Here is a 14,120-nt window from a genome sequence, read left to right on the forward strand (position 1 = left end):
TGTGACCTCCGAGGCCGCGGAGTTGCTGGAGGTCCTGTGGGGCCGCGCCTCGACGGCACCGGTGTCCGCCTCTCAGATCCGCGTGCTCTTCATCCTGGAGCACAGCGACGGCATCAATCTGCGCATGCTCGCCGAGGCGCTCGGCTCCACGCCGCCGTCGACCAGCCGGCTGTGCGACCGCCTCCAGGCGGTGGGGTTCGTCGAGCGGGCGCCCAGCGCCGCCAGCCGTCGCGAGCTGCGGTTGCACCTGAGCCGCCGCGGACGGACGTTCCTGGCGGAGCTGCGGGCTCGCCGCGAGGCCGCTCTTCAGTCCGTACTGGAACAGATGCCCGCCTCGAAACGGACCGCGCTGCTGGAGGGCCTGGAGGCGTTCTGCGCCGCGGCCTCCGCGGAGATCCACGAGGGTGACGATGCCTCCGACGTCCGGAGCGCGTGAGTCCCGGCCTCGCCCCGGCGCGTCTGAGGGGCCGGGGCCGGGCCGCGGGTGCGTCGCCGCTCGGCGACGCGGGTCGTAGTCCTTGCTGACCGGCACGTTCCACACCCCTCCCCACGCTTGACTCGCTCACTCTGTTGCCTGATGGCCATAGTTGTCAAACGGCAACTGTTGTGCTGCGAGGGTGGGCCGGGTCTGTGAACTTCCTCTCCGGCAGGCGGTCTTCACTCCTCCGCTCGGGCGGGCGACTCGATGCCCGGCCCCTCGTCCGCCACGGCGAGCACCTCCTCGACGCCGGACACGATCGGGACGGTGATGCTGACGCCGGTCAGATCCATGATCCGACGGACGGCCGGGGTCGGGGAGATGACGTACACGCCACCGGAAATGTCCCGTACCTCCTGATAAGCCCGCAGGACGATGTTCATGCCGGAGGAGTCCATGAAGGGGACGCCGGAAATATCGAGAATGAAATGCTTTCGGCCGTGGTGGAGCTGGTTGGCAAGGTGGTGCTGCAACTCGGTGGCCGTATCCATGTCCAGGTCACCCTCGACCGTGAGCAGCACGGCATCCTCACGGGGCACTTCCACCTTGATCGACAGGGGATTCTGGGCAACGGACACAAGTACCTCCCACAGGCGTTGGCGATCGGGACGGGTGCCCCGTCGGGCGGATTCGATGCGTCCTGGAACGAAAATTCCGCGACGGGCCCGACGGTGCGTTCGCCCGCCTACCCCTGAATCCGTGCAGCACACAGGGCCGGTGCGAGGCAACGGGATGTGGTCACTCTTCTGGCTGCTTTTTGCGTGTGCGAGCCCGAACGGCGGTTTGGCGGCCGGTCGACTGGTCACGCGATGAGAGAGAAAGCACACGCGTCGTGGAGGAGGAACGGGAACTCGGACCTGCGTGATGTCTCCGAGAGACCAGAGACAGACACACGGCAGGTTCTCGCTCTCCTCGCCCGTGTGACGTCTTCTGCGTCAGGGAGCGAAAGGATGAGCCAGGAGTACCGGACCGGCGCCACCACGAGCCCGGCGGACCGGCTGTGCGGTGCCCCGCGCAGTCCGGCCGAGGCACGCGGAGCCGTGCGCCGCGTCGTGTCCGAACAGTCGCGCGTCCGGGGCGTCGTGTGCACGCCGGACACCCTCTCGGACGCGCTGCTGGTGACATCGGAGCTGACGACCAACGCGATGCTGCACGGCGGCGGCGTCACGGGTTTCGACGTGCGGTTCGTGGACGGGGACCTGCATGTGTCCGTCTGCGACCGCGAACGGCGACGACCGGTCGCCCGGAACCCGATCGACCGCCACGGCCGCCAGCGCCTCGGAGGCCGCGGCTGGCCCATCGTCTGCCGGCTGTCACGCGCCGTCCACGTCTCCGACCTGCCGACCGGCGGCAAACGGGTGACGGCGGTGATCGCCCTCGCGGCGGAGTGCCGGCGGGCGGAGGAACGAGTCTGACGCGAGCGGGAACCGCTACGGCGCCGCACGGCGGGGGCGGGCGCGTCATCGCGGTGATCACCTCGGGGACAGCGCGTCGACGCGGGTCCGACAGCCACCGACGCGCACGACGTGACTCCGGCGGGGCCACGTGGCAGGCCGCACGTCGGCAGCCGACCAGGGCGCCCCGGCCCGGTCCCGTATCGACCGACACGGACGACACCACCTCAAAGGCCCCGAACGGCGCTCGGCCGACGGCGGGAACGTCTCCCCCGGCCTAGCGACAGCTGGCGCGGCACCGCTGCCGCTGCTCCCACAGCGGAACCCCGGCCACCCACCGACGAAACACCGACCACGGAAGCCGCAAGCCGGACGCGGCGGCCCAATAGCCCGGGCCGCAAGCCGGACGCCGGCGGCCCATCGCCCCGCCGAGCCCTTCCCTAATCCTGCTGCCGCGGTGAATGCGCCCCGCGGTCACCCCCTCGACCGGCCGACGGACACCGGCAGGGGGCAGCGGCCGGCTGGCCGGTCCTTCGGCCGGGACCGGCGCCTCGGCGGACACGGTCCGGCCGGCCGTTCCCGCCCGCTGCCGATGTCGGCAAGCGCGGCCTCGGGCTCACGGTGGTGCTTCGACGTCACGCCGCGCGGCGCGGGCCGTCGGCCGTGAACCGTGCCGGGCTTCCGCGTCGCCGCCCTGGCCAGACACGGCGATGGGCCCGCAGCCGTCCCGCTGCGGGCCCACCTGGTCGTTGCCGTCCGGGACGGTCAGGCCACCCCTGGCTCCAGCAGTCCGGCGCGCAGTTGCTTGATGATGCGACTGATGAGCCGGGAGACATGCATCTGGGAGACGCCGATCCGTTCGGCGATCTGCGCCTGGGTCAGCTCCTCGACGAAACGCAGGTGGATGATCCGGCGCTCACGCTCGTCGAGCCCGGCGATCAGGGGCGCCAACGAGTGGAAGTCCTCGACGAGTTCCAGTGACGGATCCTCCTCGCCGAGAAGGTCGGCCAGGACGGACTCGCCGTTCTCGGCGTCGCCGCTGACGGCCGCGTCGAGGGAGGCGGACTGGTAGCAGTTGGAGGCCTTACGGGCCTCGATCACCTCTTCCTCCGACAGCGACATCAGCTCCGAGAGCTCACGGGTGGTCGGCGTACGGCCCAGCCGGGAGCTGAGCTCCTCGGTCGCCTTGGCCAGCTCCACGCGCGCCTCCTGCAACCGGCGCGGTACGTGGACCGCCCAGCTCGTGTCGCGGAAGAAGCGCTTGATCTCGCCGACGATGTACGGGACGGCGAACGTGGTGAACTCGACCTCCCGGGACACCTCGAAGCGGTCGATGGCCTTGATCAGCCCGATGGTCCCGACCTGGACGATGTCCTCCATCGAGTCCCCACGTGCGCGGAAGCGCGACGCCGCGTACCGCACGAGCGAGAGATTGATCTCGATCAGGGTGTTGCGCACGTACTGGTGTTCATGCGTGCCCTCTTCGAGCACGACCAGCCGGTCGAAGAACTGCCGCGACAACTCGCGTGCGTCCTGCGGCCTCACCCTCGTCGGATCCTCGATCAGCGGCAGCGCCGCCTCATCCGTCGTGACCGTCTCCTGTGCCGTGGCCGTTGCCTGCGCCACCGTCACGGCTGCCATGCCGCCCTCCCCGATTGCCGGAACCCGTTGCCTCCCCCCGTGTGCCCGAGTTCGCGGGATTCACTCCTCCCGCCGTGCAGCAAGTTCGCCGGGGTGGTGGGTTCCGGCGTGAAGTCGCCCCTCGTCGGGGCCGGTTCCGGGGCCCCGCGCAGCGGAGTTCGGCCCCTGCTCGGAGCCCTCTGTCAACCCCGTCGCATCCCATGCCGTTTGCGTCGGGAGCCGCGGGGCATGCGGGATCTCGTGCTTCGGAACAGAGGCGCACCGGTGCGACGGATGAGAGCGCCCCGGGGCCGCAGAGCCCCCCTGCACCGTTTCCCACAGAGATTGCCTGAGAAAGACGTTCAGGAGTTGTTCCCTCATGCTGGTTGAAACGTCCGCACATGGTTCCGACAACTCTGTCCGCCCCCGTGTGGCCGGAGGACGCGTCCACGACGACGCCCCCGACACGGCGAACGACTTCGCCCGTCTGGCCGCTCTGCCCGACGGGCCGGAGCGCGAGGCGATACGCGACGAACTGACCAGGTCGTGGCTGCCCATGGCCCACCGCATCGCCGGCCGGTTCCGCAACCGCGGTGAGTCGCTGGAGGATCTGCGTCAGGTCGCGGCTCTGGGCCTGGTCAAGGCGATCGACCGCTACGAGCCCGGACGAGGGGCCTTCGAGAGCTACGCCGTGCCCACCATCACGGGTGAGATCAAGCGGCACTTCCGCGACCGGATGTGGGCCCTCAGGGTTCCCCGCCGGGTCCAGGATCTGCGCAACAAGGTGCGCATCGCACGCCGCGAACTGACCCAGACCTCCGGCGGGTCCACCCCTTCGGTCGCCGAACTGGCCGCCCACACCGGGCTCACCGAGGACGAGGTCAACGCGGGACTGGAGGCCCTGGACAGCTTCAGCACGCTGTCCCTGGACGCGGAGATGTCCGCCGGCGACGACGGCTACAGCCTCGCCGACACCCTCGGCAGCTGCGAGGAGGCGTACGACGTCGTCATCGACCGCGAGGCGGCGAAGGAGGGACTGCGCCGCCTTCCCGAGCGCGAACGCACCATCCTGTACATGCGCTTCTTCGAGGACATGACGCAGAGCCGCATCGCCGACGAGCTCGGCATCTCCCAGATGCACGTCTCCCGCCTCATCAGTCGGTGCTGCGCACGGGTGCGCAACGAGGCCCTCGACCACGACGCACAGCAGGAGCACCGGGGCGACGACGGCCGGTCCGGGTGACACGGGAGCGGCCGGTCCCCCGGCGCGCCCCGCGGCCCCGCGCACAAGCGGCCTCCCCGAGCGATTCGGCGGGCACGACGATCACTTCCTCCAGGAGCGGATTACCGATGCTGATGCCCCATCCCGCCATGCTGCGCAGCCTCGTCGAGGAGTACGAGACGCTCATCGCCCACGAGGGCGACGGCAAGGCCGGCCGGGGCGGGCGTGACCTGCGCGCCCAGGACCTCGCGTACACGTTGTGCGTGTCGACCGGCACGCGCGAGGTCGGCCAAGCCCTGGAGACGGCCCGCCGGCTGCTCGCCGCCGCGCACGAACCCTTCGCACCCGCGAAGCGATCTGTGGGCATCGCGGGGCCCGGCGAGCCGCCGGCGCAGGAGGCGGCCGTCGTCGGCTGAGCCGGGCCGGCGTGGGGAAGAAGAACGGCAACGACAGGAAGAACGACAGGAAGGAGGCATAGATGTGAGCAGCGACAGCATCTGGTCGTACCCTCCCGGGAGCGGTCACCAGGAGGGGCGGACGCTCGACGGGTTCACGGTCCAGGCGACCGACGGTGTCATCGGCCATGTGGATCGCCAGGCCGACGACACTCCCCTGCGGCACCTGGTCGTCGACACGGGAGCCTGGGTGTTCGGCAGAAGTCTGCTGATTCCGGCGGGCACGGTCACCGGAATCGACATGGAGGCCCGGACGGTCGCCGTAGGGTGCACCCGGGCCGCGGCAAAGGCGGCACCCCGTTTCACGACCGACCGCGAGACCCTCGACCCGGAGTATCTCTCCGCCGTTGGGGCCTACTACGCGGACCTGCCCCATGATTCGGACGCGGGCGGGTAGCAGAGGCCTTGAAGGCGGACGAACGACGTGGAGCGGAGACGACAGCGTGCGAGGAATGGTGAAGTGACCAAAGCCACAGACCTCTTGGCGCACGCCCGCGATGCTCGGGGAACGACGAGCATCGCGCGGGCGGCGAACGAGCAACCGTGATGCCGGCGGAGCGTCGCCCGGCCGGGGACAGCCGGGCGGCGCACACCGGATCGGTCCCGATCACCAGCGCCGCGGCGGCACGCAGCTACGTGCGGTCGGTGGTGGAGGCCCACGGCCACGGTTCGTCCGGCCCGACGGCCGAGCGAGCCGTGATCGATCTGCTCCTGGTCGTGTCGGAACTGGTCACCAACGCCATACGGCACGGCCGCGGCCTCGCGGGGTTCGAGGTGGACCCCGTGCCCGAGGGTGTGCGGCTGAGCGTGCACGACTACAGCGAGACCGTCCCCTCCGCCGCCTACGGGCCGGGAACGCTGCCCCACTCGCACGAGGGCAACGGATACGGATGGCCGCTGATCATCCGGCTGTCCCGCGAGATCCACATCGAACGCCGCCGCGAGGGCGGCAAGACCGTCAGCGTGCTGGTACCGCTGACGTGAGCGGCCGCCGCCAGAGCGAGCGGCTGGTCCGGTGCGCGGGACGGATGCGCACCGGGTGACTCACCAGGGCAGGAACGCGTGCACGTCCTTGCCGTCCTCGCGCACCACCACGCTGACCTGGTCGCACAGCGTATGGATCAGGTACCAGCCGATGCCGCCACCGCTGCCGGTGCCCGGATGGAAGGGGCGCGGCGCGGGCGGGGTGGTGCTCGTGTCGCTGAAGGTCACGTGCACGCCGTCGAAGGTCCTGCGCATCATCAGCCTGAGCGGCCCCGGGGCGTACTGGATGGCGTTGGCGGCCAGTTCGCTGACGACCAGCAGGATGTCGTCGCGGTACTCGGGAGTCGCCGGTGGTGCGGACCGCGCGAGCGCGGTCAGATACTCCTCCGCGCTGAGGCGCGCTCTCGTCACATCGCCGAACCCCCCGTCAAACCTGGCCTCCCAGTCCTGGATCTTCTCGGAGGACGGTGTTTCGCCGCTCCCACGCGATTCGGTCGCCATCACACCTTCTTCGGCCTGTCTACCGTCGGCCGCGGTGACTTGTCTCGTGCTGCTTCCACCGCTGCTGGTTCCCAGCCAGCGCGCGAATACGCGTCCGAAACGGGTAGGAACCGGCGGGACACCACGGGAGAGTGGGGCCACAGAGGCTGCGACGCAGGTCGGAAGCGGGTCCCGGCCGGAAGCCGGTTTCGTCTGTGGCCTGAGAAGTCGCTCGCGGCGGTGAGTGCCGTCCTGGACCCTGTTCAGGCCGCACCTACACCCTTATAACTATGACAAAATCGCCTATAGGCATCAAAGGAGAGTCGCTGTGAGCAGCCCCGCCGACGAAGTCGGCCACGGGAGCGTCCAGCCCGACCGCACGGGTCAGGCCGAGGCCTTCGACGCCATCGGGGAGCGCTACGACGATGCTTTCCCGCACAAGGAAGGGCAGGTCGCGTCCGCCGAGTGGCTCATCGGCAGCTTGCCTGCGGGGTCCCGCGTCATGGACCTGGGGTGCGGCACCGGGGTCCCCACAGCTCTCCAGCTGACGGAGGCCGGCTTCGAGGTGGTCGGCGTCGACCTGTCGGACGGGATGCTCGCGCTGGCCCGCAAGAACGTGCCGAACGGCCGCTTCCATCGGGCGGACATCGCGGATCTGCGACCCGAAGGGCCGTTGGACCTCGGCCGTTTCGACGCTGTGGCGGCCTTTTTCTCCTTGCTGATGCTCCCGCGCGTGGAGATCCCCCTCGCGCTGCGCACCATCCACCACCTGCTGGTTCCTGGCGGGCTGTGCACGCTGTCGATGGTGGAGGCGGATGTGGACGACTTCGCCATCCCCTTCATCGGCGAGACGATCCGGGTCTCCGGCTATCTGCGGGACGAACTGCGCGAGGTCGTGGAGGGGGCGGGCTTCGAGATCTCCGACGAGTCCTCGTACACCTACGCTCCGGCGAGCGCGGACGTCCAGCCCGAGGTACAGATCTTCCTGCGGTGCCGCCGGCGGAAGGTCTGACGCCCTGTGATCCGCCCGCTACGGCGGGGGCCCGCAGCGCGGGAAGGACGTACAGGTGATGACGAAGCGCCTCGGGGCCGGCGAGGGCGCCGACGGGCAAGCGGCGGACGGGCAGCACCCCGCGGCGCCGGACGCGCTCCCGCGCGGGTCGCCGGGTCCCGAGAGCATCGGACCCGGTCTCACCGGAGCACAGACCGACCGGCTCCGCTACCTCGACGCGGCGACCCGGCAGATCGCCCGGGGCATCGATCTGGACGAGACGCTGCACGAGCTGTGCCGGGCGGCGGTTCCGGCGTTCGCCGACGCGGCGTTCGTTCATCTGTACGATCCACTGCCGGTCGGCGACGAGGCCACCCCGCCCCGCTTGCTGCGGCTGCACACCACGGACCGCATCTCCTCCCAGCTCCCGGACGCCCCGCGCGCACAGGCGGCGGAGGTCGTACACCCGACCGCGGACGGTGAGCTGGCCAAGTTGCTGGAGGGCGGGCGGCCGAAGTTCGGGGACACCCCGGGTATGGCCGTCGCGGCGGCCGAGTTGCTGGGCGGCGCCGGTCCACCGCCGGCCGCCGCTCCGCCCGGACGACGGCTGATCATCGCTCCCCTGCACGGCCGCACCCACGCCCTCGGCAGCGTCGTCCTCCTGCGCGGCCCGGCCCGGCCCGACTTCACCGGCGACGACATGCTGGTGGCCTCCCAGCTCGCCACGCACACCGCGCTCGGCATCGACAAGGCGACCATGTTCGCGCGCGAGGCCTCGGTCGCCGACGCGCTCCAGCGCACGATGCTTCCCCCCTCGCTGCCCGAGCCCCCCGGGATCCGGCTGGCCAGCCGCTATCTGCCGTCCTCACGGACCGCGCAGGTCGGCGGCGACTGGTACGACGCGATCCCGCTGCCCGGCAACCGGGTCGCGCTGGTCATCGGCGACGTGATGGGCCACTCCATGACCTCGGCCGCGATCATGGGGCAGCTGCGCACCACCGTGCAGACCCTGGCCCTGCTCGATCTGCCCCCGGACGAGGTCCTGCACCACCTCGACGAACAGGCCGGGCGCCTCGGCACCGAACACACCGCGACCTGTCTGTACGCCATGTACGACCCCGTCCTGCACCGGCTGCTGGTCTCCAACGCCGGCCATCTGCCGCCGCTGCTGCTGCGCCCGGACGGGCGCGGCGAGATCCTGCGGGTCCCGCCCGGAGCGCCGATCGGCGTCGGCACCGGCGGATTCGAGTCGACCGAGCTGCACGCGCCGGCCGGGGCGGCGCTGCTGCTGTACACCGACGGCCTGGTCGAGTCCCGCGACGCGGATGTGCTGAGCGGCATGGAGCGGCTGCGGGCGCGGCTGGAGGCGGCCGTGGCGGCGTCCGGGCCCTGGGCGCTGGAGGCGCTGTGCGAGGAGGCGCTCGGCACGGTCGGCGCGGGCGACCGGGACGACGACATCGCGCTGCTCGCCGCCAGGTTCGAGGGCATCCAGCCGGAGACGGTCGCGTACTGGTACCTGGCCCCCCGCCCGCAGACCGCACGGCAGGCCCGTCGGCTGACCCGCAGAACACTGCGGCTCTGGCAGCTCGACACCCTCGCGGAGTCCACGGAGCTCCTGGTCAGCGAGGTGGTGGCGAACGCCGTACGCTTCGCCACCCGGCCGATCACGCTACGGCTGCTGCGGTCGGACGTGCTCCGCTGCGAGGTCGGCGACGACTCCCCGGTGGTGCCGAGGATGCGCCACGCCCGGCTGAGCGACGAGGGGGGCCGGGGGCTGTTCCTGGTCGACCAACTGGCGCTGCGCTGGGGGGCGACGAGGGTGGGCACGGGCAAGGTGGTCTGGTTCGAGCAGCCACTCCGGGATGATCAGGGCCCCGGCTGACCCGCCCCGCAGCGCCACACTCTGTGGCGCGGCCGACTCCCCGCTCCGCCGTTGTCACCGGCGCTGCCGACTCCCCGCCCATCGGGCCCGCGCACGGAACCCCGCACACCGTGACTCGCGCCCTCAATGCCCGTATTCTCATCAATGCCAGATTCTTCCGATGAGCGCATGGTCGACGGCGCGAGTGAGGCGAGGCGTGATCTGGTCCGGCGGCGAACCGATGCTGACGGGGCCTGCGGCAGGTGGCACGGGACCCTCTGGTTTCCGTGAGCGTTTTCTCCAGGGTGAGCCGGTCACGGACGGCGTCCGGCCGTCGATCCTCAACTCCTGGCAGCGCTCCAGCGCCCTGGGCCTGTCGCCCGACCAGACCGAGCTGCCGTTCCGGGAGGACTTCGAGCCGGACGGCCGTATCGTGCACGCCGCCGTGCCGGTGCTCGACCGGTTGCAGTCCAGGTTCGAAGGCAGCGAGATGAACATCTCCCTCGCCGATGCGAACGGAACCGTCCTGCTGCGCCGCTTCGGAAAGTCGTCGCTGGCCAGGAGCCTCCCGGCGATTCAGAGCGTCCCCGGGTTCGTGTTCGCCGAGCGGGTCGCGGGCACCAACGGGATCGGTCTGGCCCTGGCGGAGCGCCGGCTCATCCGCGTCTACGGCGCCGAGCACTTCGCCGAGCGCTCCCAGGGCAGCGCCTGCCATGCGCTTCCCGTACGCGATCCGCTCAGCGGTCGCATCGAGGGCGTCCTGTGCTTCGGCTACCCGCGCGGCACCGAGGACCCGTCGCTGGACTCCGTGATCCGCAAGGCCGCCGAGGCCATAGAGCGGCGCCTGCTGCGGCAGAGCTCCACGCGGGAGCGCGCTCTGCTGCGGGCGTATCTGGACGCGGGGACGCAGGCCGCCGACGGCCTCCACCACGGCCTCGACGTCGCCGAACTCGCCGACCGGCTGCGCCCCCGGGACCGGGCGATCCTCGTGGAGAAGGCCGCCGAGCTGCTCTCCTGCGCGCAGCGGGCCGCCGTCGACGTGCCGCTTCCCGACGGGCGGTCGATCACGCTGGTGAGCCGTCCGATGACCGATGCGTCCGGGGTGGAGGGCTTCGCCGTCGAGGTGGTGCTCCCCGGGGCCGCGCCCCGTGCGGCGGCCGACGGCATTCCGCACCAGGTCGTCGAGCCCCTCGGCCGGTCCGCCGGACCGGCCCCCGCTGTGGCCGCACGGTCCGAGGCCTCAGCCGCCGCAGCCCCGTCCGGCCGGCGTCCCGGCGTTCTCGCCGCCGGCCTCGACGGCGAGAGAGGCCTAAGAGGCGTTCACGACGTTTCCCCGCCGTCGGCCAGAGGGCTCGTACTGGTGGGGGAACCGCAGGTGGGGACGTACGCGCTGGCCGCGCGGCGGCGCCTGGAGCTGCTGTCCGACGCGGGCACGCGGATCGGCAGCACCCTGGAGGTGGGCCGAACCGCCCAGGAACTCGCCGAGACGGCGGTTCCGCGACTGGCCGACTTCGTCACCATCGACCTGTCGGAGGCCGTGGCGCGCGGCGAGGAGCCGGCCGCGCCCCTGGACGAGCTGCTCCGCGCGGTGGTCCACGGCGTCCGCGGAGGCTGTCCCTTCAAGGCGGTGGGCAAGCAGGTCGACTACGGCTCCACCTCGCCCCAGCTGCGGTCGCTGACGGCCGGCGCGGCGGTGCTGGAGCCGGACCTGACGGCCGCCGCGGGGTGGCTCGCGCAGGACCCGGAGCACTCCGAACGGCTGCTGCGCCATGTGCGCTCCCTCATCGCCGTGCCCCTGGTCGCCCGCGGTGTCGTCCTCGGCGTCGTCAGCTTCTACCGCGCGCACGGTTCCGCCCCGTTCGAGGACGACGACCGCTCGCTGGCCCAGGAACTCGCCGCCCGCGCCGCCCTCTCCCTCGACAACGCCCGGCGCTACACCCGTGAACGGACCATGGCCCTGGCCCTCCAGCGCAGCCTGCTGCCGCACGGGCGGACCGAGCACAGCGCCGTCGACGTGGCCCATCGCTATCTGCCGGCCGAGTCCGACGTCGGCGGTGACTGGTACGACGTCATCCCGCTGTCCGGCACGCGTATCGGCCTCTTCGTCGGCGATGTCGTGGGCCACGGCATGCTCTCGGCCGCCACCATGGGGCGGCTGCGCACTGCGGCACGCAGCTTCGCCGAACTCGACTTCCCCCCGGACGAGGTCCTCACCCACCTGGACAACCTCGTGAGCCGCCTGGACCGGGAGGACCCCGCCTCCGACGGCGCCGGCATCATCGGCGCGACCTGTCTGTACGCCGTCTACGACCCGACCTCGCAGCGCTGCACCATGGCCCGCGCCGGTCATCCCCCGCCCGCGCTGGCCCAGCCGGACGGCACCGTGACCTTCCCCGACCTGCCCGCCGGTCCTCCGCTGGGTCTCGGGGGGCTGCCGTTCGAGGCCACCGAGATCGACGTGCCCGCCGACAGCAGGCTCGTTCTGTACACCGACGGCCTCATCGAGGACCGCAAGCGGGACGTCGACGTCGTCCTCGACCAGCTGCGCGGCACCCTGGCCCGGTCGGCAGGCACCCCCGAGGAGACCTGCGAGGTCATCCTGGACACCGTCGCGCCCGCCCGGCCGTACGACGACATCGCCCTGCTCGTCGCCCACACCCACGCGCTGGAACCCCATCGGATCGCCAGCTGGGACGTCTCCACCGACCCGGCCGTCGTCAGCGAGGTCCGCGCCGCGGCGATGCGGCAGCTGGCCGACTGGGGGCTCGACGAGGCCGCGTTCGCCGCCGAGCTGATGCTCAGCGAACTGGTCACCAACGCGATCCGGCACGGGTCCGGGCCCATCCAGGTCCGGCTGCTCCACGACCGCACCCTGATCTGCGAGGTCTCCGACGCCAGCGACACCGCCCCGCATCTGCGCCGGGCGGCCACCACCGACGAGGGCGGCCGGGGGCTGTTCCTCGTCGCGCAGCTCTCACAGAGCTGGGGGACGCGCTACACACCGCAAGGCAAGATCATCTGGGCCGAATGCGGACTGCACGGGATGTAAATATCCGAAATACAGCCATACGCACGGCTACTATCGCTCGTGGAAGTCGGGAAAGAACCCGCCAGGCCGACCACCGGAGTTGTCCGTGGAACCTCTGGTCCGTGTCCGTGGGCTCGCCAAGCGGTTCGGTGGGACCGTCGCGCTGGCCGGAGTCGACCTGGACGTCCACGCGGGCAGCGTTCTCGCCCTCCTCGGTCCCAACGGCGCCGGAAAGTCCACGCTCATCAAGGTGCTCGCCGGTGTCCACCACGCCGACGCGGGGCGGATCACGGTGGACGGGCAGCCACTCGGAAGCCACCAGGCCGCACACACCATGTCGTTCATCCACCAGGACCTCGGCCTGGTGGAGTGGATGACGGTCGCCGAGAACATCGCCCTGAGCACCGGCTATCCGCGCCGCACCGGGCTGATCTCCTGGCGGCGGACCCGGGAGCGCTGCGCCGAGGCCCTGGAGACCGTCGCCGCGCATCTCGACCCCGACGCACCGATCGCCCTGCTCGCCCCCGCCGAGCGTTCGCTGGTCGCCATCGCCCGGGCCCTCGCGGCACGGGCGAGGCTCATCGTCCTGGACGAGCCGACGGCACGTCTGCCCGCCGCGGACTGCGCCCGGCTGTTCCGCGTCCTGCACACCCTGCGCGACCGGGGCCACGGCATCCTCTACGTCACCCACCGGCTGGACGAGGTCTACGAGGTCGCCGACGCCTTCGCCGTGCTGCGCGACGGCCGCCTCGTCAGCCAGGGCCCGCTGGCCGGCCACAGCCAGGCCCGCCTCGTGCACGACATCACCGGCGAGCACCTCGCCGGCCACCACCCCGCCCCGGCACCCACCGGCGATTCGGCCGTGCTGACCCTCGACGGGGTACGCACCACCGGTACCGCGGCGGTCGGCCTGGAGCTCAGGGCCGGTGAAGTCCTGGGCCTCGTCGGCCTCACCGGCGCCGGGCACGCGGACCTGGGCCGGGCGGTCGCGGGCGCCCGGCCGCTCCTCGGCGGACGGGCCCTGCTCGACGGCCGGCCGTACCGCCCCCGCGGCGTCGTCGACGCGGTCGCGCTGGGTGTCGCCCTCGTGCCCGGTGACCGACAACTCGAAGGCTGCCTGGCCGAGTTGACGGTGCGGGAGAATCTGCTGGCCAACCCCGGCCCACCGCCCCTGCGCTGGATGAGTCCCCGTCAGGAGCGCCACGAGGCCGCCGCGCTGATCGACCGGTTCTCCGTGCGTCCCCGTGACAGCGAGGTCCCCATCGCGACCCTGTCCGGAGGCAACCAGCAGAAGGTCGTGATCGGCCGGTGGCTCCGTCCGGGCCTGCGTCTGCTCGTCCTGGAGGAGCCGACGGCGAGCGTGGACGTCGGCGCGAAGGCGGCGATCCACCGCCTGCTCGACGAGGCGCTGGCGGCCGGCCTCGCGGTCCTGCTCATCTCGACCGACTTCGAGGAGGTCGCGGGCGTGTGCAGGCGGGCGCTGGTCTTCGTCCGCGGATCCGTCACGGCGGAGCTGAATGGCCCGGACCTCACCGTCGCCGGGCTCACCCGGGCGGCTTCGGCTGTCCCTCCCGCCGACGCGGCGACGCAGCGGTGACTCCCTCCCG

The 14,120-nt window shown here is 71.6% G+C and carries 13 protein-coding genes; 10 read left to right on the forward strand and 3 right to left on the reverse strand.

Going from position 1 to position 14,120, the window contains the following annotated elements; genetic code table 11:
- The first annotated feature begins 1 nt into the window (after position 1).
- Positions 2–436: a MarR family winged helix-turn-helix transcriptional regulator gene (locus ACIQWG_RS13555; RefSeq protein ID WP_404094349.1), complete on the forward strand. Its 435-nt coding sequence runs from the start codon at positions 2–4 to the stop codon at positions 434–436.
- A 221-nt stretch (positions 437–657) separates the two neighbouring features.
- Here ACIQWG_RS13555 and ACIQWG_RS13560 read toward each other — a convergent pair whose 3' ends face one another.
- On the reverse strand, positions 658–1,056 hold the full coding sequence (locus tag ACIQWG_RS13560) for an STAS domain-containing protein (protein ID WP_404094352.1): 399 nt from the start codon (positions 1,054–1,056) through the stop codon (positions 658–660).
- A 372-nt stretch (positions 1,057–1,428) separates the two neighbouring features.
- Here ACIQWG_RS13560 and ACIQWG_RS13565 point away from each other — a divergent pair, with 372 nt between their 5' ends.
- Positions 1,429–1,893 carry an ATP-binding protein gene (locus ACIQWG_RS13565; protein ID WP_404094355.1) on the forward strand — a complete coding sequence of 155 codons (465 nt, stop codon included), beginning with the start codon at positions 1,429–1,431 and terminating at the stop codon, positions 1,891–1,893.
- A gap of 744 nt (positions 1,894–2,637) precedes the next feature.
- Here ACIQWG_RS13565 and ACIQWG_RS13570 read toward each other — a convergent pair.
- Positions 2,638–3,513 (reverse strand): RNA polymerase sigma factor SigF, encoded by an 876-nt coding sequence (locus ACIQWG_RS13570; RefSeq protein ID WP_404094357.1) that lies wholly within the window; start codon positions 3,511–3,513, stop codon positions 2,638–2,640.
- A gap of 358 nt (positions 3,514–3,871) precedes the next feature.
- Here ACIQWG_RS13570 and ACIQWG_RS13575 point away from each other — a divergent pair, with 358 nt between their 5' ends.
- From ACIQWG_RS13575 to ACIQWG_RS13590, 4 genes are all read left to right on the forward strand, one after another.
- A complete protein-coding gene (locus tag ACIQWG_RS13575; protein ID WP_404094358.1) occupies positions 3,872–4,735 on the forward strand; it encodes a SigB/SigF/SigG family RNA polymerase sigma factor in 864 nt (287 codons plus the stop codon).
- 107 nt (positions 4,736–4,842) lie between these two features.
- Positions 4,843–5,130 (forward strand): DUF5133 domain-containing protein, encoded by a 288-nt coding sequence (locus ACIQWG_RS13580; RefSeq protein ID WP_404094360.1) that lies wholly within the window; start codon positions 4,843–4,845, stop codon positions 5,128–5,130.
- A 64-nt stretch (positions 5,131–5,194) separates the two neighbouring features.
- A complete protein-coding gene (locus ACIQWG_RS13585) occupies positions 5,195–5,566 on the forward strand; it encodes a PRC-barrel domain containing protein (RefSeq protein ID WP_404094363.1) in 372 nt (123 codons plus the stop codon).
- Positions 5,567–5,715: 149 nt separating this feature from the next.
- Positions 5,716–6,153 carry an ATP-binding protein gene (locus tag ACIQWG_RS13590; protein ID WP_404094366.1) on the forward strand — a complete coding sequence of 146 codons (438 nt, stop codon included), beginning with the start codon at positions 5,716–5,718 and terminating at the stop codon, positions 6,151–6,153.
- A 60-nt stretch (positions 6,154–6,213) separates the two neighbouring features.
- Here the strand turns inward: ACIQWG_RS13590 and ACIQWG_RS13595 are convergent, their stop codons facing one another.
- Positions 6,214–6,654: an ATP-binding protein gene (locus ACIQWG_RS13595; protein WP_404094369.1), complete on the reverse strand. Its 441-nt coding sequence runs from the start codon at positions 6,652–6,654 to the stop codon at positions 6,214–6,216.
- A 307-nt stretch (positions 6,655–6,961) separates the two neighbouring features.
- Between ACIQWG_RS13595 and ACIQWG_RS13600 the strand changes: the two genes are divergently transcribed.
- From ACIQWG_RS13600 to ACIQWG_RS13615, 4 genes are all read left to right on the forward strand, one after another.
- Complete coding sequence (locus tag ACIQWG_RS13600; RefSeq protein ID WP_404094371.1) at positions 6,962–7,645, forward strand: class I SAM-dependent DNA methyltransferase; 684 nt, start codon at positions 6,962–6,964, stop codon at positions 7,643–7,645.
- Positions 7,646–7,703: 58 nt separating this feature from the next.
- Positions 7,704–9,506, forward strand: coding sequence for a SpoIIE family protein phosphatase (locus ACIQWG_RS13605; protein ID WP_404094374.1), 1,803 nt, complete (start codon positions 7,704–7,706; stop codon positions 9,504–9,506).
- A gap of 196 nt (positions 9,507–9,702) precedes the next feature.
- Positions 9,703–12,534 carry a SpoIIE family protein phosphatase gene (locus ACIQWG_RS13610; RefSeq protein ID WP_404095835.1) on the forward strand — a complete coding sequence of 944 codons (2,832 nt, stop codon included), beginning with the start codon at positions 9,703–9,705 and terminating at the stop codon, positions 12,532–12,534.
- An 85-nt stretch (positions 12,535–12,619) separates the two neighbouring features.
- Positions 12,620–14,110 (forward strand): sugar ABC transporter ATP-binding protein, encoded by a 1,491-nt coding sequence (locus ACIQWG_RS13615; RefSeq protein WP_404094376.1) that lies wholly within the window; start codon positions 12,620–12,622, stop codon positions 14,108–14,110.
- Positions 14,111–14,120: the final 10 nt, after the last annotated feature.

Origin of the sequence: Streptomyces sp. NPDC098781, from assembly GCF_044759995.1 — a bacterium.
Classification (GTDB): Bacteria; Actinomycetota; Actinomycetes; order Streptomycetales; family Streptomycetaceae; genus Streptomyces.